Below are 22,666 nucleotides of genomic sequence, written 5' to 3' on the forward strand. Positions count from 1 at the left end.
CGTGACTCGTCGGGGGACCATCGAAGACATCCTGCCGCTGTCGCCCCTGCAGGGCGGCCTGCTCTTCCACAGCGTCTTCGACGAGACGACGCCGGACATCTACACCGTGCAGTCCACGTTCCACCTGGCCGGGGCGCTCGACGAGGAGCGGGCCCGGGCGGCCGCGGACGCTCTGGTGCGGCGGCACGCCAACCTGCGGGCGGCGTTCCGGCAGCGGGGCAATGGTGACTGGGCGCAACTCATCGCGGCACGGGTGACGGTGCCGTTCACCGTTCTGGACCTGACCGGGCGGGGCGCTGACTCCGAGCAGGAGGCTCAGCAGGCCGTTCTCGCGGACCGGGCCACCCGGTTCGACGTCAGTCGGCCGCCGCTGATCCGGTTCCTGCTGATCCGGCTCGGCGAGCGGGACCACCGCCTGGTGCTGACCATTCACCACACGGTGCTGGACGGCTGGTCGTTCCCGACGCTGCTCAAGGAGTTCCACGCCCTCTACCTCTCCGGCGGCGACGCGAGCGTGCTGGCGCCGGTCGCGCCGTACCGCGAATACCTGACCTGGCTCTCCGCGCAGGACCAGGATGCCGCCCGCGCCGCCTGGGACGAGACGCTCGCCGGGCTGGACGCGCCCACCAGGGTGATCACGGTGCCGGCCGACCGCGTCCCGCAGGATCCCGGCCGCACCGAGTTCGGGCTGACCGCCGAACGCACCCGGGCGGTCACCGCGCTGGCCCGCTCGTGCGGCGTCACCGTCAACACGGTCGTCCAGGCCGCCTGGTCGCTGGTGCTGGCCGGGCTCACCGGCCGCGACGACGTCGTTCTCGGCGTCACCGTGAACGGCCGGCCGGCCGAGCTGCCCGGCGTCGAGTCGATGGTCGGCCTGTTCATCAACACGCTTCCCCTGCGGGTACACCTCGATCCCGGACTGACCGCCGGCGCTCTGCTGACCCGGGTGCAGGATCAGCAGCTGCGTCTGGTCGCGAACCAGCACGTCGGCCTGGGCGAGATCCAGCGGCGGGCCGGACTGGGTGCGCTCTTCGACACCTCGGTGGTGTTCGAGAACTTCCCGTTCGACGACGCCCCGGCCGTCGCGCCGGACGGCGACGATCTTCGCGTCGTCGGCGCCCGCAGCCATTCGGCCAACCACTTCCCGCTGAGCCTGGTCGGCATGCCGCAGGACTGTCTGCGGTTCAAGCTGTTCCACCAGCGCGACCTGTTCGACGACGCGGCCGTCGCGGTGATCGTCGACCGGTTCCGGTCGGTGCTCGACGCCCTCGTCGAGCACCCGGACGCGCCGATCGGCCGGATCAGCCTGCTCACGCCCGACGAGCTGGAGCGGGCCCTGGCAAGCGACACCAGCCGCGACGTCGCTCCGGCGAGCCTGCCGCAGCTCTTCGACGAGCAGGCCCGCCGGACCCCGGACGCACCGGCCGTGCTGGCCGGTGGCCGGACCCTGACCTACCGTCAACTGGACGCCCGGGCCGGCCATCTCGCCCGGGAACTGGCTTCCCGAGGGGTGGGCCCGGGCCGGCTGGTCGCGGTGCTGCTGCCGCGTTCGGTCGAGCTGGTGGTGGCGTTGCTCGCGGTCGCCAAGGCCGGTGGTGCCTATGCGCCGATCGACCCGGACTATCCGGCCGACCGGATCGCGGTGATCCTCGGTGACGCCGACCCGGTTCTCGCGATCACCACCGCCGGGGCCGCCGTGCCAGAGGGTCTGCGGACCATCACCGTGGGAGAGCAGGAGGCCGAGCCGTTCACCGTGCCGGTCCGGCCGCACGACCCGGTCTACGTCATCTTCACCTCGGGTTCCACCGGCCGGCCCAAGGGCGTCGTGGTCGAGCACCGCTCGGTCGGCGCCTACCTGAGCCGGGCGCGGGCGGTCTACCCGGACGCGGCCGGCATCGCGCTGGTGCACTCCTCGGTGGCCTTCGACCTGACCGTCACCGGGCTGTGGTCCCCGCTGGTCTCCGGCGGCCAGGTGCACATCGCCGACCTGCCGGACGCGGTCGACGGACCCCGGCCCACCTTCCTCAAGGGCACCCCGAGTCACCTGCCGCTGCTCGACACCATGCCGGAGACGGTCAGCCCGAGTGGCACGCTGATCCTCGGCGGCGAGGCGCTGCGCGGCGAGGCGCTGCACGCGTGGCGGACCGCTCATCCCGAGGTCCAGGTGATCAACGCGTACGGCCCGACCGAGGCGACCGTCAACTGCCTGGAGCACCGCATCCCGGCCGGCGAGCCGCTCCCGGACGGCCCGGTGCCGATCGGCACCCCGTTCTGGAACACCCGGGCGTACGTGCTGGATTCCGCCCTGCGCCCGGTCGCCGACGGCGTCACCGGGGAGCTGTACGTGGCCGGCGTCGTGCTGTCCCGTGGCTACCTCGGCCGCCCCGGTCTGACCGCGGAGCGGTTCCCGGCTGACCCGTTCGGCCCGCCCGGCGACCGGATGTACCGGACCGGTGACGTGGTCCGCCGTCGGGCCGGCGGGGCGCTGGAGTACGTCGGCCGCGCCGACGACCAGGTCAAGATCCGTGGTTTCCGCATCGAGCTGGGCGAGATCATCGCCACCGCGGTCGCCCACCCGGCGGTGACCCGCGCCGTCGCCGTGGTCCGCGAGGAGTCCGGCGACCAGCGCCTGGTCCTCTACGTCGTCGGCGCCGACCCGGACGTTCCCGCGTTGCGCGAGCACCTCGCCGCTGCCCTGCCCGAGTACATGGTGCCGGCCGCGATCGTCGCGCTGGCGGAGCTGCCGCTCAACGCCCACGGCAAGGTGGACCGCGCGGCTCTGCCGGCGCCGGACTGGTCGGACGGCGCCACGGCCGCCCGGGGCCCTCGCGACCCCCGCGAGGAGCTGCTGTGTGATGTGTTCGCGACCGTCCTGGGCCGTCCGTCGGTCGGCGTCGACGAGGACTTCTTCGCCGCCGGCGGGCACTCCCTGCTCGCCATCCGCCTGGTCAGCCGGATCCGTGCCGCCCTGGGCGCGGAGCTGTCCGTACGGCAGCTGTTCCAGAACCCGACCGTGGCCAAGCTGGCCCAGTCCTTGAGCTCGGCCGGCGCCGCCCGCCCGCCGCTGGTCGCGGGCCCGCGCCCGGAGCGGCTCCCGCTCTCCTTCGCGCAGCAGCGCCTGTGGTTCCTGCATCGGTTGGAGGGCCCCAGCCCGGTCTACAACCTCGGCTCGGCGCTGGAGCTGACCGGCCCGATCGACGTGGCTGCCCTGCGCGCCGCCCACGGTGACGTGCTGGCGCGGCACGAGAGTCTGCGGACCGTCTTCGCCGAGGACACCGAGGGCGCGTACCAGCTCATCGTGGACGAGCCGGAGTTCGACCTGCCGGTCGTCGACTGCACCGAGGCCGCCCTGCCGCAGCGGCTCGCCGAGTGCTCCCGATACGCCTTCGACCTGTCGCGGGAGAACCCGCTGAAACTGTGGCTGTTCCGCTTGGGCGCCGACCGGCACGTGTTGTTCGTGCTGCTGCACCACATCGCCGGTGACGGCTGGTCCACGCCGCTGCTCTCCCGCGACCTGACCCGCGCCTACACCGCTCGGGCCGGCGGAGCAGGTCCCACGTGGGCGCCGCTGCCGGTCCAGTACGCCGACTTCGCCCTCTGGCAGCGCGAGCTGCTCGGCTCCGAGGAGGATCCGGACTCACCCGTGGCCCGCCAGCTCGGCTACTGGACCAGCCACCTTGCCGGGCTGCCGGAGGAGCTGCCACTGCCGGTCGACCGTCCCCGGCCCGCGGTCTCGTCCTACCGGGGCGGCACGGTGCCGCTGCACGTTCCGGCCGGTGTGCACCGCGCGCTGCGCGAGCTTGCCCGTGACCAGCAGGTGACCGTCTTCATGGCGGTGCAGGCCGCGCTGGCCGTGCTGTTGTCCCGGCTCGGCTCCGGCCACGACATCCCGATCGGTGTCCCGGTCGCCGGCCGCCCGGACAACTCCCTCGAGGAACTCGTCGGCCTCTTCGTCAACACGCTGGTGCTGCGGACCGACGTGTCCGGCGACCCGACCTTCACCGAGCTGCTGGCCCGGGTGCGCGAGACCGACCTGGCCGCCTTCGCCCACCAGGACGTGCCGTTCGAGCGGCTCGTCGAGGTGCTCAACCCGGTTCGGTCCCGCTCCCGGTCTCCGCTGTTCCAAGTGCTGCTCTCGTTCAACAACAACGATCAGGGTGGCAAGGCCGAGGCGCTCGCCTCCCTCGGCGACCTGCGGGTCCGCAGCCACGGCGTGGACGGTGGCGTGGCCAAGTTCGACCTCTCGGTCAACCTGGCCGAGCAGCCCGGCGCCGATGGGCTCAGCGGCATCATCGAATTCTCCGCCGACCTGTTCGACCGGGCCACCGTGGAACAGCTCGCCGACCGGTTCGCCGCCTTGCTCGCGCAGTTCGCCGCCGACCCCACACTGCGTGCCGGCGACGCCGACGTGCTGACCGGCGTGGAGCGCCGGCTGCTGATCGACGACTGGAACGACACCGGCGCCGAGCTGACCGGCGGCTCCCTGCTTGATCGCATCGACCGGTTCGCCGCCGACCGGCCGGACGCGATCGCCGTCGAGTGCGCCGGCGTGCGACTGACCTACGCCGAGTTGGTCACCCGCGCCGACGCCCTGGCCGGCCGCCTCGCCGCCCGCGGCGCGGCGCCGGAGACGTTCGTCGCGGTAGCCCTGCCGCGCTCCGCGGACCTGGTCGTGGCGCTGCTCGCGGTGCAACGCACCGGGGCCGCCTACCTGCCGATCGACACCGATTACCCCGCCGAGCGGATCCGGCTGATGCTCGCCGACGCCGCGCCGGTCGCCCTGCTGACCACCTCGGCCCTGCTGCCCGGCCTGCCGGCGGCCGGGGCGTCGCCGGTCCTGCTGGACGCCGTGGAGCCGCCCAGGGAGTTCACCCGCCCGGCGGTTCCCGGCAGCGCGGCCGCGTACGTCATCTACACCTCCGGTTCCACCGGGGTGCCCAAGGGCGTGGTGGTCTCCCGGCGCGCTCTGGACAACTTCCTGCTCGCCATGCGTGACCGGCTCGGCCTGATCGCGGCCGACCGGTTGCTGGCGGTGACCACGGTCGGCTTCGACATCGCCGGCCTGGAGCTCTACCTGCCGCTGTTCGCCGGCGCGACGGTGGTGGTCGCGGAGCGGGACACCGTGCGCGACCCGGCTGGGCTGCGCGCCCAGCTGGCCGGCGACCGGATCACCGTCATGCAGGCCACCCCGACGCTGTGGCAGATGCTGACCGCCGAGCAGCCGGAGGCGCTGGGGGGTGTGGACGTCCTGGTCGGTGGCGAGGCGCTGCCGCCGGCGCTGGCCGCCACCCTGGCCGGGCACGCCGCTTCGGTCACCAACGTCTACGGCCCGACCGAGACCACCGTGTGGTCGACCGCCGCGGCGGTCACCGGCGCGCCGCCGACCATCGGCGCCCCGATCGCCAACACCCGGGTCTACGTGCTGGACGACGCGCTCCGGCCGGCGCCGGTGGGCGTGGCCGGCGAACTGTACATCGCCGGCTTCGGCGTGGCCCGCGGCTACTTGCGGCGGCCCGGTCTGAGCGCGCAGCGGTTCGTCGCCGACCCGTACGGTGACCCGGGCGAGCGGATGTACCGCACCGGCGACCTGGTCCGTTGGACCGCCGCCGGCGAGCTGGAGTTCTTCACCCGGGTGGACAGCCAGGTGAAGTTGCGCGGCTTCCGGATCGAACTGGGCGAGATCGAAGCCGTACTGGCCGGGCACCCGGACGTGACCGCCGCGGTCGCCGCCGTGCGGCCCGACTCACGCGGTGAGAGCCGCCTGATCGGTTACGCCGTGACCCGGGGCGCGGTGGACGTCGGCGTTCTGCGCAAACACCTCGCCACCGCGGTGCCGGACTACATGGTGCCGTCGGTGCTCGTGCTGCTCGACGAGCTGCCGCTGACCGCCAACGGCAAGATCGACCGGGCCGCGCTGCCGGAGCCGGCCGAGGTCGTGATCGACGCGGCCGGCCGGATGCCGCGCTCGCCGCAGGAGGACATCCTCAGTGGGCTGTTCGCCGAGGTCCTGAACCGGCCGCAGGTCTTCATCGACGAGGATTTCTTCGCCACGGGTGGCCACTCACTGGCCGCGATGCGTCTGCTCAGCCGGGTCCGGGCGGTCTTCGACCAGGACATTCCGATCAGTGCGCTGTTCGAGACGCCCACCGTGGCCGGGCTGGCCGCGCTGCTCACCACGAACGGCACCGCCCGGTCCCCGCTGATCGCCGGTGACCGGCCGCGGCGGCTGCCGGTCTCCTACGCCCAGCAGAGGCTCTGGTTCCTCAACCAGTTGGAGGGGCCGAGCGCCACCTACAACGTGGCGGCCGCGCTGCGGCTCAACGGTGACCTCGACGACACGGTGCTGGCCGCCGCCCTCGGCGACGTGGTGGCCCGGCACGAGACGCTGCGCACCCTCTTCGAGGAGGACACCGACGGCGTACACCAGCGGATTCTGCCCGCCGCCGAATTCCGCCTGTCGTCGCAGGAGGTGGCCGCGGACGACCTGGACGCGGCGCTGACCCGCGCGGCCCGGGTCGGCTTCGACCTGGGCGCCGAGATCCCGCTGCGGGCCCACCTGTTTCGCCTCGCCGCCGACGAGCACGTGCTGCTGCTGGTCATGCACCACATCGCCGGGGACGGCGGCTGGTCGATGCCGTTGCTGATCAAGGACCTGACGGTCGCCTACACCGCCCGTACCGCCGGCGCCGCGCCCGCTTGGGCCGCCCTGCCGGTCCAGTACGCCGACTACACCCTGTGGCAGCGTGACGTGCTCGGCGAGGCCGAGGACACCCGCAGCGAGATGGCACGGCAGCTCGACTATTGGCGCGCCAAGCTGGCCGGGCTGCCCGAGGAGCTGTCCCTGCCGGTCGACCGCGGCCGGCCGCTGACCGCCACCCATCGTGGCGCGACCGTCGCGTTCACCGTGCCCGCCGCCCTGCACACCCGCCTCGACGAGCTGGCCCGCGAACACCGCACCAGCACGTTCATGGTGGTGCAAGCGGCGCTGGCGGTGCTGCTGTCCCGGCTCGGCGCCGGTGAGGACATTCCGCTCGGCACGCCCACCGCGGGCCGCACCGACGCCGCCCTGGAAGGGCTGATCGGGTTCTTCGTCAACACCCTTGTCCTGCGTACGGACCTGTCCGGCGACCCGACGTTCGCCGAAGTGATCGCCCGGACCCGGGCCACCGCGCTGGACGCCTACAGCCACCAGGACGTGCCGTTCGAGCGGCTCGTCGAGGAGCTGAACCCGGGCCGCTCGATGGCCCGGCACCCGCTGTTCCAAACCATGATCACCTGGAACACCGCCCGGCAGCAGGCCGGCGCCGCGGACACCCTCAGCCTGCCCGGCCTGGAGGTCAGTCAGCTCGAACTGGGCACCGGCGTGGCGACGTTCGACCTGCTCCTGGCGATCCAGGACGTGCGTGGAGAGCGCGGGGCGGCGGTCGGGCTCGCGGGACGGCTGGAGTTCAGCACCGACATGTTCGACGCCGCCACCGCCGAGCGGATCGCCGACCGTTTCGTCAGGGTTCTCGCCGCGGTCACCGCGGAGCCGGATCGGCCGGTGCACCGCATCGACATCGTGGACGACGGCGAGCGGGCCGCCCTGGACCGGATCAACGACGGGACCGCGGTGCCGCGCACCGAGGCGTCGCTGGCCGAGCAGTTCAGCGCCCAGGTCGCCCGTACGCCGGAGGCAGTGGCGATCGTCGAGGACGGCCAGGAGCTGACCTACGCCGCCCTGGACACCGCTGCCGAGAGGCTCGCCGCCGAGCTGGCCCTTCGTGGCGCGGCGCCCGAGGAGTTCGTCGCGGTGGCCCTGCCGCGCGGCACCGACCTGGCGATCTCGGTGGTCGCCATCCTCAAGACCGGCGCGGCCTACGTCCCGTTCGACCCGGAGTACCCCGCCGAGCGGATCCATCGGATGCTGGCGGACGCCCGTCCGGCGCTGGTGATCAGTACCTCGGCGATCGCTGGGACGCTGCTGCCGGCGGGCACGCCACAGCTGCTGCTCGACACCGCCGTGCTGCCGGAGCGGACCCTCGGTCCGGCGCCGCGCATCCGGCCGGACCATCCCGCGTACGTCATCTTCAGTTCCGGCTCCACCGGCCGTCCCAAGGGCATCGTGATGCCGGGACGGGCGATGACCAACCTGATGGCCTGGCACGAACGGGCGGTGCCGAGCCCGGACGGCGCGGTGGTCGCCCAGTTCACCGCGGTCAGCTTCGACGTCTCGGTGCAGGAGATCCTCTCCGCGCTGCTGCACGGTCGCACCCTCGCTGTCTGCCCGGAGGACGTCCGCCGGGACCCGCGTGCGCTCGCACGGTGGCTCGACCGGCACGGTGTCGCCGAGCTCTACGCTCCGAACCTGGTCGTCGACGGCGTCTTCGAGGAGCGCGGCGACGCCGAGCTGGGCGACCTGCGGCACGTGGTCCAGGCCGGCGAGGCGCTCACCCTGCGCCGCGGGGTCCGCGACTTCTACGCCGGGCATCCCGGCCACCTGCTGCACAATCACTACGGCCCGGCGGAGACCCATGTGGTCACCGCCTGGACGCTGCCCGCCGACGTGGCCGACTGGCCGGACAGCCCGCCGATCGGCGCTCCGATCAGCAACACCCGGGTCTACGTGCTCGACAGCGCTCTGCTGCCGGTCCCGCCCGGTGTCACCGGCGAGCTCTACATCGCGGGCGACAACCTGGCCCGCGGCTACCTGCGCCGGCCCGGCATGACGGCCGAGCGGTTCCTGGCCGACCCGTTCGGCGCGCCCGGCCGCCGGATGTACCGCTCCGGTGACCTCGCCCGCTGGCGCAACGGCGTGCTGGAGTACGTCAGCCGCGCCGACGACCAGGTCAAACTGCGCGGCTACCGGATCGAGCTGGGCGAGATCGAGACCGTGCTCAGCCGGGCGCCCGGCGTCCTGCGGGCCGCGGTCGTGGTCCGCGAGGAGGGTCCCGGCGACAAGCGGCTGGTCGGCTACGTCGTGCCGGAGCCGGGCTGGACCTTCGACGCGGACGCGCTGCGCCGGAACCTGGCTGCTTCGCTGCCGGACTTCATGCTCCCGTCGGCGCTGGTGCCGTTGGACCGGCTGCCCCTGACCCACAACGGCAAACTTGACCGGCGAGCGCTGCCGGCGCCGCGCTACATCCGGGCCGCCGAGGGCCGGGCCCCACGCTCACCGCGCGAGGAGCTGCTCTGCGGGCTCTTCGCCGAGGTGCTGCGAGTGCCGGTGGTGAGCATCGACGACGACTTCTTCACGGCCGGTGGTCACTCGCTACTCGCCACCCGGCTGACCAGCCGGATCCGTACGATGCTCGGCGTCGAACTGCCGGTGCGGCAGGTGTTCGAGACACCGACGGTGGCCGGCCTCAGCCGGACGCTGGCCGACGCCGCCGGGGCCCGGGCCGGGGTCACCCCTGCCGAGCGCCCGGAACGGCTGCCGCTCTCCTTCGCCCAGCAGCGCCTCTGGTTCCTGCACCAGATGGAGGGGCCGAGCGCCACCTGGAACCTGACCACCGCGCTCCGGATCAGCGGCGCCCTGGACACCGGCGCGCTGACCGCGGCGTTCGCCGACGTGGCCGGCCGGCACGAGAGCCTGCGCACCGTCTTCGCCGAGGACGGCGACGGCGCGTACCAGGTGGTGCGGCCCGAGTCGCGGCCCGGCCCGCGGGTGGTCAGCTGCCCGCCCGACGAGCTGGAACGGGCGGTCGCCGCCGAAGCCCGGCTCGGCTTCGACCTGGCCACCGAGCCGCCCCTGCGTACGGTCCTGTTCGACCTCGGTGACGACGAGTACGCCCTGGTGGTCGTGCTCCACCACATCGCCGGGGACGGCTGGTCGATGCCGGTGCTGATGCGTGATCTGGCTGTCGCGTACGCCGCTCGCAGCGCCGGCCGCGAGCCCGGCTGGGCGCCGCTGCCGGTGCAGTACGCCGACCACACGCTCTGGCAGCACCGCGTCCTCGACGAGGGCGGCGAGCTGAGCCGCCAGCTCGGCCACTGGACCGGGGCGCTGGCCGGTCTGCCGGACGAGCTGACCCTGCCGGCCGACCGGTCCCGTCCGGTCACCGCCTCCTACCGTGGCGGCCAGGTGCCGCTGGAGATCCCGGCCGAGCTTCACCGGCGGCTGACCGTGCTGGCCGCCCGTGCGCAGGTCAGCGTCTTCATGGTGGTGCAGGCGGCGCTCGCGGTGCTGCTGCACCGGGTCGGCGCCGGCGACGACATCCCGATCGGCACGCCGGTCGCCGGTCGTACCGACGACGCGGTGGAGGATCTCGTCGGCCTGTTCATCAACACGCTGGTGCTGCGGACCGACGTGTCCGGTGATCCGAGCTTCACCGAGTTGCTGGGCCGGGTGCGCGAGACCGACCTGGCCGCCTTCGCCCACCAGGACGTGCCGTTCGAGCGGCTCGTCGAGGTGCTCAACCCGGCCCGGTCCACGGCGCGTCACCCGCTGTTCCAGACCCTGCTGATGTGGAACAACAACGAGAGTCTGAGTGGCCGGGAACTGCCGCTCGGTGACCTGGTCGCCCGGGCCCTGCCTACCCCGGCGGTGACCACCAAGGTCGACCTGACCCTCAACCTCGCCGAACGGCGGACGGCGGACGGCTCCCCGGCCGGGATCGCCGGCGCTCTGGAGTACGCCGTCGATCTGTTCGACCGGTCCACCGCCGAACGGCTGGCCGACTGGCTCGGGCGCATCGTCGAGGCGGTGGTGACGGACCCGGACTCCCCGGTGAGCCGGTTCCCGCTCACGACGCCGGCCGAGGTCGCCGAGCTGGTCGTCGCCGGTTCCGGCGAGCCCGCGGGCACCACACCGTCGCTGCTCGAGAGGTTCGCGGCGGCTGTCGCCCGCACGCCGGACGCCGTCGCCGTGGACGCCGGAGGTGTCCTCGTCACCTACGCCCAGCTGGACCGCCGGGCCGCCGCGATCGCGGCTGCCCTGGCCGCTCGGGGCGTGATCCCCGGATCGACCGTGGCGGTGGCCCTGCCACGCGATGCCGACCTGGTCGCCGCCCTGCTCGCGGTGCTGCGCCGGGGCGCCCAGTACCTGCCGGTCGACCGGGACTTCCCGGCAGACCGGGTGGCCTGGATGCTCACCGACGCCGCTCCGTCGGTGCTGGTGACCGACACCGCCGTGGACGCCGGCCTGCCGCTGCTGCTGATCGGCGACGTGACCGGACACGACCGGATCCCGGACGAGATCGTGCCGGGCCTGGCGCCGGCCTACACGATCTACACCTCCGGCTCGACCGGTCGGCCCAAGGGCGTGGTCGTCCCGCGCGCCGCCATGGACAACTTCCTGGCCGCGATGGAGCAGCGGTGCGACCTCAGCGCCGGCGACCGCCTGGTCGCGGTCACCACGGTCGGGTTCGACATCTCGGTGCTGGAGATCTTCCTGCCGCTGACCGTCGGCGCGACGGTGGTGCTGGCCGCACGTGACGTCGTCCGTGACCCGGCGCAACTGGCCGCTCTCGTGTACAGCCACCGATCCGGCGTCGGCGATCTGCTGGTGCAGGCCACGCCGAGCCTGTGGCAGGCGCTGCTCGATGAGGACCCGGCGGTGGTCGACGGGCTGCGCGTCCTGGTCGGCGGGGAGGCTCTGCCGCCGGCTCTGGCCACCGCCTTGACCGCGCGGGCGGCGCAGGTCCTCAACATGTACGGCCCCACCGAGACCACGGTCTGGTCGACCGCTTCGGTGGTCGGCGACAGCCCGCACATCGGCGGCCCGGTCCGCGCCACCACGCTGCACGTGCTCGACCGGGGGCTGCGCCGGACACCGGCCGGCGTGCCCGGCGAGCTCTGGATCGGGGGCGCCGGACTGGCCCTCGGATACCACGGCCGCCCGGCGCTGACCGCGGAACGGTTCGTCGCCGATCCGTTCGGCGGGCCCGGCGAGCGGATGTACCGCACCGGCGACCTGGTCCGCTGGTGTCCGGACGGTCGCCTCGACTACCTCGGCCGGGTCGACGCGCAGGTCAAGCTGCGCGGCTTCCGGATCGAGCCCGGCGAAATCGAAGCGGTGCTCCAGCAGCACACCGGGGTGGCGCGCGCGGTGGTCGTGATCCGCGAGGACCAACCCGGTGACCGGCGCCTGACCGGGTACGTCGTCGCCGAGGCCGGCTTCGACCTGGACCCGGCGGAGCTGCGCCGGTACGCCGGTCAGACGCTGCCCGACTACATGGTGCCGCGGGTCATCGTGACGATGGACGCCATTCCGCTCACCCCGAACGGCAAGGTGGACCGCCGGGCGCTCCCGGCGCCCCGGTACGACACCGGACGGACCGGACGGCCGCCGCGCGATCCTCGCGAGGAGACCCTCTGTCGCGTCTTCGCCGACGTGCTGGGCCTGCCCCGGGTCTCGATCGACGACGACTTCTTCGAGTTCGGTGGTCACTCGGTGCTGGCCATGAAGGCCGTCGCCCGTATCCGGACCGTGCTCGGCGCCGACCTGACCGTCCGCACCCTCTTCGAATGCCCGACCGTTGCCGACCTGGCCGGCCGCCTTGCCGCGGCCGGTGACACCCCGGCCGCGGCCCCGGCTCGCCCGGCCCTGCGCAGGAGGACCGCCTGATGATCCCGTTGTCCTACGCCCAGCAGCGGCTCTGGTTCCTCCACGAGCTCGAGGGCCCGACCGCCACCTGGAACATCGCCACCGCGCTCCGGCTCACCGGCCGGCTCGACGTACCGGCCCTGCGTACCGCGCTGCACGACCTGGTGTTGCGGCACGAGAGCCTGCGCACGGTCTTCGACGGTGAGCAGCAGATCATCCTCGGGCCAGACCACCGGCCCGGCCTGGAGACGGTCCGGGCGGCCCCCGCGGAGCTGCCCGCGCGGCTGGCGGAGGCTCAGCGACACGCCTTCGACCTGCGGGCTGCGCCGCAGCTGCGGGCCACCCTCTTCGATCTCGGCAGCGACGAGCACGTCCTGCTGCTGCTGGTGCACCACATCGCCGCGGACGGCTGGTCCCGCTCGCTGCTGGTGCGCGATCTGATGACGGCGTACGCCGCCCGGGCGCGGGGAGGTGCGCCGGAGCAGCCGGAACTTCCGGTGCAGTATGCCGATTACGCTCTCTGGCAGCGTGAGCTGCTCGGCGGCGAGACGGACCCGGCGAGCCTGGCCGCCCGTCAGCTCGCCCACTGGACGAGCACGCTCGCCGGGCTGCCGGAGGAGCTCCAGCTCCCGGTCGACCGGCCGCGTCCGCCGGTTGCCGGGCACCGGGGTCACTCGGTGCCGTTCACCGTCCCGGCCGAGGTGCACGCCGGCCTCGCCGCCCTGGCCAAGCGGCAGCGCACCACCGTCTTCGCGGTGGTGCAGGCGGCCCTGGCCACGCTGTTGCACCGGTTGGGAGCCGGCGACGACCTGCCGATCGGCACGCCGGTCGCCGGCCGCCCGGACGAGGCGTTGCACGAGCTGGTCGGGCTCTTCGTCAACACGCTGGTGCTGCGCAACGACCTCAGCGGCGATCCGGTCGTGGAGGAGCTGATCGGTCGTACCGCCGAGCTGTTGATGACCGCGCAGGATCATCAGGACCTGCCGTTCGAGCGGCTGGTGGAGGCGCTCAACCCGGCCCGTTCCCGGTCCCGCAACCCGCTCTTCCAGACCCTGCTGACCTGGAACACGCTGGACGAGCGGGCCGCCCGGGAGAGCGTCGCGGCCCTGCGCGGGCTGACTGTTCGGGTGGAGCCCGCCGAGGCCGGCACGGCCCGGTTCGACCTGTCGGTCAGCGTGGAGGAGCAACCCGCCGGGGCCGGTCTCGGCGGCTCGCTCACCGCATCGGCCGACCTGTTCGACGCCGGCACTGCCGAGCGTCTCGCGACCCGCCTCACCCGGGTGCTGGCCGCGTTCGCCGCCACGCCGGACATCCGGGTGTCCGCGGTCGACGTGCTGCTCGACGACGAGCGGGCCGATTTCGGGCGCCATCGCGCCGCCGAGGACGCCGAGTCGTTGCCGGCCGCCTTCGACAGGTGGCTGGTCGCCACGCCGGACGCGGTCGCGGTGGAGTGCGGTCCGACCCGGCTCAGCTATCGGGAGCTGGACGAGAGGGCCGGTCGGCTCGCCGCCGAGCTGGCCCGCCGCGGCGCCGGACCCGACCGGTTCGTCGCGGTGGCGCTGCCCCGCTCGGTCGACCTGCTGGTGGCGCTGCTGGCGGTGCTCCGCTGCGGGGCTGCCTACCTGCCCGTCGACACCGAGTATCCGGCCGACCGGGTCGCCTATTTGATCGACGACTGCGCGCCGGTGCTGGCCATCACCGACACGCCCACCTCGGCGCTGCTGCCGGGGGACGCGGAGCGGCTGCTGCTGGACATGTTCGTCCCGGGCGAGACGTCACTGCGGGCGCTCCCGGCGCCGGGAAGCGCGGCGGCGTACACCATCTACACCTCTGGTTCCACCGGCCGCCCCAAGGGCGTCGTCATCCACCGCGCGGCGTTCGACAACTTCCTGGCCGCCATGCGCGCGCGGATCGGCCTCGACCCCGGCGAGCGGCTGCTGGCCGTCACCACCGTCGGCTTCGACATCGCCGGCCTGGAGCTGTTTCTGCCCCTGACGACCGGCGCGACCGTGGTGATCGCGCCACGGGAGACGGTACGGGACACCGCCCGCCTGGCCGGTCTGCTGCGTACCGCATCGGTCATGCAGGCCACGCCCACACTGTGGCGGGCGCTGCTGAGCGACGAGCCCGGCGCGGTGGACGGCGTCCGGGTCCTGGTCGGCGGCGAACCGCTGCCACCCGACCTGATCGAGGCGTTCGGCCCGGCCGCAGCGGTGCACAACATGTACGGCCCCACCGAGACCACCGTCTGGTCGACGGTCGACGACGTCACCGCCGGCCGGCCCGTCCGGATCGGCACAGCGATCCGGAACACCGACGTGCTCGTGCTCGACGCCGGCCTGCGCCCGGTGCCGGCCGGTGTCCCCGGCGAGCTGTACCTCGGGGGCGACGGGCTGGCCCGCGGCTATCACGGCCGGCCCGGGCTCACCGCCGGCCGGTTCGTCGCCAACCCGCACGGCCGGCCCGGCGAGCGGATGTACCGCACGGGTGACCTGGTCCGACGTACGCCGGATGGGTTGGAATTCCTTTCCCGGGTCGACGACCAGGTCAAGATCCGCGGATTCCGCATCGAGCTCGGCGAGATCGAAGCCGTGCTCTCCGCCGCGCCGGGGGTGCGCCGGGCCGCGGTCGCGGTCCGGGCCGACGCCGGTGGTGAGCCCCGCCTGGTCGGCTATGTCGACGACCCGTCGGCCGACCTGGCAGCGGTGCGCCGGCACCTGGCCGGGCTGCTGCCCGACTACATGGTGCCGTCGGCGTTCGTCACCGTGCCGGAGTTCCCCCGGACCCCGAACGGCAAGCTCGACCGTAAGGCCCTGCCGGCCCCCGCGTTCGAGAACGCGAGCCCCGGCCGGGCCGCTCGTACTCCGCAGGAGGAGATCCTCTGCGGGCTCTTCGCCGAAGTGCTGCGTCGCCCGTCGGTGGGCGTGGACGACGACTTCTTCGGCTCGGGCGGACATTCCCTGATGGCCATGAGCCTGATGGGCCGCGTCCGGACGGTGTTCGGCGTCGACCTGCCGATCAGCGTCCTGTTCGAGGCGCCCACCGTCGCCGGGATCTCGGCGGCGATGGAACGGGCCGGGCGTGGGAGGAGATCCCTCACCGCGGTACCCCGGCCCGAGCGCCTGCCCCTCTCCTTCGCCCAGCAACGGCTGTGGGTCCTGCACCAGCTGGAGGGGCCCAATCCCGCCTATCACGTGCCGGCCGCGCTCCGGCTCACCGGCGCCGTCGACCCGGCGGCTCTGGCCGACGCGCTGGCCGACGTCGCCGCTCGACACGAGGTGCTGCGGACCGTCTTCGCCGAGGACGGCGACGGTGCGTACCAGGTGGTGCTGCCGGACGCCCGGCCGGTGCTGACCGTGGTCGGCGGTGACGATCTGGCCACCGCGATCCGGCGGCCGTTCGACCTGTCCGCCGAACTCCCGATCCGGGCCTGGCTGTTCGAACCAGGTGGCGACGAGCGCATCCTGCTGGTGGTCGCCCACCACATCGCCGCCGACGGCGGCTGGTCCGTTCCGCTGCTGATGGGTGAGCTCACGGACGCGTACGCCGCCCGAACCGCCGGCCGGGCACCGGACTGGGCGCCCCTGCCGGTGCAGTACGCCGACTACACCCTCTGGCAGCGGGCGGAACTCGGCCACGAGTCCGACCCGGACAGTGCACTGGCCCGGCAGATCGCCTACTGGACCGGGGCGCTGGCGGGTCTGCCGGACGAGCTGACCCTGCCGGCCGACCGGTCCCGTCCGGTCACCGCCTCCTACCGTGGCGGCCAGGTGCCGCTGGAGATCCCCGCCGCGGCCCACCAGCGGATCGCGGAGCTCGCCGCGCAGGCCCGCGTCAGCGTCTTCATGGTGGTGCAGGCGGCGCTCGCGGTGCTGCTGCACCGGCTCGGCGCCGGCGACGACATCCCGATCGGCACGCCGGTCGCCGGTCGTACCGACGACGCGCTGGACCGGCTGGTCGGTTTCTTCGTCAACACCCTGGTGCTGCGGACCGACGTGTCCGGTGATCCGAGCTTCACCGAGTTGCTGGGCCGGGTACGCGAGACCGACCTGGCCGCCTTCGCCCACCAGGACGTGCCGTTCGAGCGGCTCGTCGAGGTGCTCAACCCGCCCCGATCGATGGTCCGGCACCCGCTGTTCCAGACCATGCTCGCGCTCAACACCGTCGATCAGGTGGAGAAGATGGGCGGCGTCCGGAAGCTGCCCGGCCTGACCGTCGCCGCGGAGCCGGTCGCCACCGGGTCGGTCATGGGCGACCTGCGGTTCTCGCTGGCCGAGAAGCCCCGCCCGGCCGGTCACACCCCGGCCGGCCTGGCCGGTTACCTGGAGTACAGCACCGACCTGTTCGACGCGGCCACGGCCACCCGGCTGGCCGGCTGGTTCGTCCGGGTGCTCACGGCGGTCACCGCCGACCCGGACCGCCCGGTGAGCCGGTTCGCGCTCGCCACTTCTTCCGAGGAGCGGGAGCTCACCCGGGCCGGGGAGCATTTGCCGGTGCCCCCGGACGGGCTGGCGGACTGGGCCGCGAGCACCGCGGCGAGCGTGCCGGACGCCGTCGCGGTGGACGGTGCCGACGGCCTGCTGACGTACGCCGAGCTCGACGCCCGGTCCGACCGGCTCGCCGCGCTGCTGGTGGCGCGTGGGGTGACCACCGAGTCGTTCGTCGCGGTCACGCTGCCCCGCACCGCCGTCCTGGCGATCGCGCTGCTGGCGATCGTGAAGGCCGGCGCGGCGTACGTGCCGATCGACCCGGCGTACCCGGCCGATCGCATCGACTTCATGCTCACCGATTCGGATCCGGCGCTGCTGCTCACCACCCACGACACCGACCCGGACGCCGGTGCCGCGGTCGGCCGGCTCTTCCTCGACGAGGTCGACCTGACCCATGGCCCGGCTGATCCGGTACGGGTCGCGGCGCCGGCCACCGCCGCCGGCTACATGATCTACACCTCCGGGTCGACCGGCCGTCCCAAAGGCGTGGTGGTCACCCGCGGCGGTTTCCAGAACACTCTGGTCGCCATGCGCAGCCGATTCGGCCTCACCCACGGCGACCGCCTGCTGGCCGTCACCACGATCGGCTTCGACATCGCCAGCCTCGAGTTCTTCCTGCCGATGATCACCGGCGCCACCCTGGTCATCGCCCCGGTGGACGTGGTCCGCGACCAGATCGCCCTGGGCGCCCGGATGCGGGCCGAGCGGGCTCGCGCCGCCACCCTGATGGTGCAGGCCACACCCAGCCTGTTCCGGGCCCTGGCCGAGCAGGACCCGGAGGCGTTCGCCGGGCTGCGTCTGCTGGTCGGCGGCGAGGCCCTGGCGATCGACCTGGCCGGCACCGTGATGGCTACCGCGGAGTCGCTGTCCAACGGCTACGGCCCGACCGAGGCCGCCATCTATTCGACGATGGCCTGGGTCGACGGTGAGACCGTGCCGGACATCGGCCCAGCGGTCGCCAACACCACGGCCTACGTGCTCGACGCCGGTCTGCGCCCGGTCCCGGCCGGGGTGCCCGGCGAGCTCTACGTCGGCGGTGCCGGCGTGGCCCGGGGCTACCACGGCCGGCCGGGACTGACCACGCAGCGCTTCGTCGCCGACCCGTTCGCCGGACCGGGACAGCGGATGTATCGCACCGGCGACCTGGTCCGGCGGCGTGCCGACGGCGCCCTGGACTACCTAGGCCGGGTCGACGACCAGGTGAAGCTGCGCGGGTTCCGGATCGAGCTCGGCGAGATCGAGACGGTGCTGGCCGGCCACCCGGAGGTGGCGCGGGCAGTGGTGCTGATCCGGGAGGACCGGCCCGGGGATCGGCGGCTCGTCGCCTACCTGGCCGCCGAACCGGGGCTCGACCTGCCCGCGGTCCGCGCGCACGCCGCGATGTCGCTGCCCGACTACATGATTCCGTCGGTGCTCGTGCCGGTGCCGGCGATCCCGCTCACCCCGAACGGCAAGGTCGACAAGCGTGGCCTGCCGATGCCGGAGTATCGGCGTGACGACGCCGGCCGCGAGCCGCGCACCCCGCGGGAGGAGATCCTCTGCGGCCTCTTCGCCGAGCTGCTGCACCGTCCGGTGGTCCACCTGGACGACGACTTCTTCGCCTGCGGCGGTCACTCCCTGCTGGCCACCACGCTGGTCAGCCGGATCCGCGGCGTCCTCGGCGCGGAGGTGGGCATCCGCGACCTCTTCGATCATCCGACGGTGGCCCGGCTGGCCACCAGGCTGGACGGCGCCGAGCGGAGCCGCACCCCGCTGGTCGCCGGACCGCGCCCGGCCCGGGTGCCGCTCTCCTACGCCCAGCAGCGGCTGTGGTTCCTGCACGAGCTGGACGGGCCGAATCCGACGTACAACATCCCGACCGCGTTGCGCCTGACCGGCGCCCTCGACGTGGACGCCCTGCGGGACGCGCTGGCCGACGTGGTGGCCCGTCACGAGGCACTGCGCACCGTGGTGGCGACCGACGACGACGGCGCCTTCCAGGTGGTGCTGCCGGAGGCCCGGCCGGAGCTGACCGTGGTCGCCGGCGACGACCTGTCCGAGGCAGCCCGGCACGCCTTCGACCTGTCCGCCGAGATCCCGATCCGGGCCTGGCTGTTCGAGCCCGGCGGCGACGAGCACGTGGTGCTGCTGGTGCTGCACCACATCGCGGCCGACGGCTGGTCGCTGCCGGTTCTGGGCCGGGACCTGATGGCCGCCTACGAGGCCCGGCGCCGCGGCTCGGCGCCGGACTGGACGCCGTTGCGGGTCCAGTACGCCGACCACACCCTGTGGCAGCGCGCCCTGCTCGGCTCCGAGGACGACCCGGACAGCCTGATGAGCGCGCAACTCGCCTACTGGCAGGACGCCCTGGCCGGGCTGCCCGACGAGGTGGCGCTGCCCGGCCGCCGGCCGCGGCCCGCCCGGCTCGGCAACCGCGGGGAGACCGTCCGTTTCGAGCTCGGCGCCGACGTGCATGCCGGCCTGGCCGCGTTCGCCGCGGTCCAGCACGCCACGCCGTTCATGGTGGTGCAGGCCGCGCTCGCGGTGCTGCTGCACCGGCTCGGCGCCGGCGACGACATCCCGATCGGCACGCCGGTCGCCGGTCGTACCGACGACGCGCTGGACCGGCTGGTCGGCTTCTTCGTCAACACCCTGGTGCTGCGGACCGACCTGTCCGGCGAGCCTACTTTCGCCGAGGTGCTCCGCCGGGTCCGGGAAAGTGACCTGGCCGCTTTCGAGCACCAGGAGCTGCCGTTCGAGCGACTGGTCGAGGTGGTGAACCCGGCCCGGTCGATGGCCCGGCACCCGCTGTTCCAGGTGGAGTTGCTCTGGCAGGATCAGAGTCCGGGCGTACGCGCGGTGTCCGAGGCCGGTGGGGTAGGGCTGGCCGAGGAGCGGCCGGAGACGGGCATGGCCCGGATGGATCTCTCGTTCGCCCTGTACGCCCGCCGCGACGAAGCCGGCGCGCCGGCCGGTGTCTCCGGTCGCCTGCTCTTCGGCGTGGACGCGTTCGACCGGGACACCGCCGAACGCCTCACCGTGCGGCTCACCGAGCTGCTCACGACCGTCCTCGCGAACCCGGATGTGCCGGTGGCCGAGCTGAGCCTCGGCGCGGTGCCGGCCGGCTTCGGTGTCGGCGCGGTGGCTCCGGACGACGGCCCTGGTCTGGCCGACCGGTTCGCCGGCTGGGTGGCGAACACCCCGGACACGGTCGCCGTGCTGGACGGCGACGTCGCGGTCACCTACCGGGAGCTGGACGTCCGGGCCACCCAGCTGGCCAGGCGCCTGCTGGCCGAGGGCGCCGGACCGGAACGGTACGTGGCCGTGGCCCTGCCCCGCTCCGCGGATCTGGCCGTGGCCCTGGTCGCGGTCCTCAAGTGCGGCGCCGCGTACCTGCCGGTCGATCTGGCCCTGCCGCCCGAGCGGATCGCGCTGATGCTCGCCGACACGGTCCCGGCCGTGCTGGTCTGCGCCGGCGGTTTCGACTGGGACGGCCCCGTCGTCGACGTGACCGCGCCCGGCGCCGCGCCCGAACCGGACTTCTGGCCGGTCGCCGGGCCACTGCACCCTGCGTACGTCATCTACACCTCCGGCTCCACCGGCCGTCCCAAGGGCGTGGTGATGACCCAGCTGTCGATGCGCAGCCTGCTCGCCTGGCACGACCGCGCGTTGCCGGCCACCGGCACCCGCCGGATCGCCCAGTTCTCCGCGGTCGGCTTCGACGTCTCGGTGCAGGAGCTGCTGGCTGCCCTGCTGCACGGCCACACCCTGGTCCCGTGCCCGGCCGACATCCGCAGCGACCCGCCTCGGCTCGCCGCGTGGCTCGCCGCCACCGGGATCGAGCATCTGCTGGCGCCCAATCTGGTCATCGACGCCGTGCTCGAGGCGGCCGGTCAGGAGGGGATCCGGCTGCCCGCCCTGACCGCGGTCGCCCAGGCCGGGGAGGCGCTGACGCTACGTCCGCACGTACGGCGGTTCTTCGCCGACCACCCGCACGCACGACTGCACAACCACTACGGGCCGGCCGAGACCCACGTGGTCACCGCCACCACGCTGCCCGCCGCGGTGTCCGGCTGGCCGGAGACGGCCGGTATCGGCCGCGCCGTCGACAACGCCCGCCTGCGACTGCTCGACGAGCGGCTGCGTCCCGTTCCGCCCGGCGTTCCCGGCGAGCTCTACATCGCCGGCGCCGGGCTGGCCCGGGGCTACCACGCCCGGCCGGGGCTGACCGCCCAGCGTTTCGTCGCCGATCCGTCCGGCGTGCTCGGGGAGCGGATGTATCGGACCGGCGACCTGGCGATGTGGACCGGCGACGGCGGTCTGGCCTTCCTCGGCCGGGCCGACGACCAGGTCAAGATCCGCGGGTTCCGGGTGGAGCTTGGCGAGGTGGAACGGGCCCTCACCGATCAGGCCGGGGTGACCAGGGCCGCGGTGCTGGTCCGCGAGGAAGTGCCCGGCGATCGGCGGATCATTGCCTACGTGGTGGGTGACGAGCTGGATCCGATCGCCCTGCGCGCCGCGCTGGCCCGCCGGCTTCCGGACTACATGATCCCGTCCGCGGTCGTGCCGATGGGGGCGCTGCCGCTGACCGGCACCGGCAAGCTGGACCGGCGCGCGTTGCCGGCCCCGGTGCACACCGCTCGGGCGGGCCGGGCGCCGCGAACTCCGCAGGAGGAGTTGCTCTGCGGCCTGTTCGCCGAAGTGCTCAAGGTGCCGGCGGTCGGCGTGGACGACGATTTCTTCGCCGTCGGTGGCCACTCGATGCTCGCGGCCGGCCTGGTGGCCCGGATCCGGGCGGTCCTCGGCGCCGAACTCGGCGTCCGGACCCTGTTCGAGGCGCCGACCCCGGCCGCTCTGGCCGCGAAACTCAGCTCCGGTGACGCCGGTGGGGCGGCGTTCGGACCCCTGCTGCCCTTGCGCGCCCGGGGCGGCGAGCCACCGCTGTTCTGCGTGCATCCGGCGTCCGGGGCCGGCTGGTGCTACGCCGGCCTGCTCAGCCATCTCGACCCGGAGCAGCCGGTCTACGCCCTTCAGGCCGAGGGTCTGACCGGCGACGACCGGCCGGACACCCTGCGGGACATGGCCGAACGCTACGTCCGGCTGATCCGCGAGGTGCGGCCTGAGGGCCCGTACCGGCTGCTGGGCTGGTCCTTCGGCGGCCACGTGGCACAGGCCGCCGCGGTACTGCTGGAACGTTCCGGCGCCGAGGTGGATCTGCTGGCCGTGGTGGACGCGCACCCTCAGCCGCCGGGCGCCGCGACGCCGACCCGGCAGCAGGTGATCGCCGACCAGATGCGCGCGACCGGTTTCACCCACGACGGCGACGACGTGCCGGTCGACGCCTATCTGGCGTTCCTGCGCGGCGAGAACCCGTCGATCGCCGACCTTCGGGACGATCAGCTGCTGCGGATGATCGAGACCTTCGTCGGCAACGTGTTGATCATGCGGGCGCACCGGCCCGATCCGTACGGCGGGGATCTGCTCTTCGTCGCCTCGGCGCCGGACGGCAAGGTCCGCGAGGACGCCTCGTCGTGGGCCCCGCACATCCGTGGCCAGATCACCGAGCACCCCGTCGACGCCACCCATGAGCAGCTGTTCACGACGCCCGCGGCGGTCGCCGAGATCGGCCGTGTGCTGTCCAAACGCCTCGGCGCGACGGCATAGGAAACGG

The 22,666-nt window shown here is 73.5% G+C and carries 2 protein-coding genes; both read left to right on the forward strand.

What is annotated here, in order from left to right; translation table 11 throughout:
- Position 1 precedes the first annotated feature (1 nt).
- Positions 2-12,547 (forward strand): amino acid adenylation domain-containing protein, encoded by a 12,546-nt coding sequence (locus ACH442_RS31055; protein WP_396341672.1) that lies wholly within the window; start codon positions 2-4, stop codon positions 12,545-12,547.
- Positions 12,547-22,659 (forward strand): amino acid adenylation domain-containing protein, encoded by a 10,113-nt coding sequence (locus ACH442_RS31060; RefSeq protein ID WP_396341673.1) that lies wholly within the window; start codon positions 12,547-12,549, stop codon positions 22,657-22,659. Before ACH442_RS31055 ends, ACH442_RS31060 begins: the two co-directional genes overlap by 1 nt.
- Positions 22,660-22,666 lie beyond the last annotated feature (7 nt).

The sequence above is a fragment of the Actinoplanes sp. NPDC020271 genome (genome assembly GCF_044388125.1).
Lineage (GTDB): Bacteria > Actinomycetota > Actinomycetes > Mycobacteriales > Micromonosporaceae > Actinoplanes.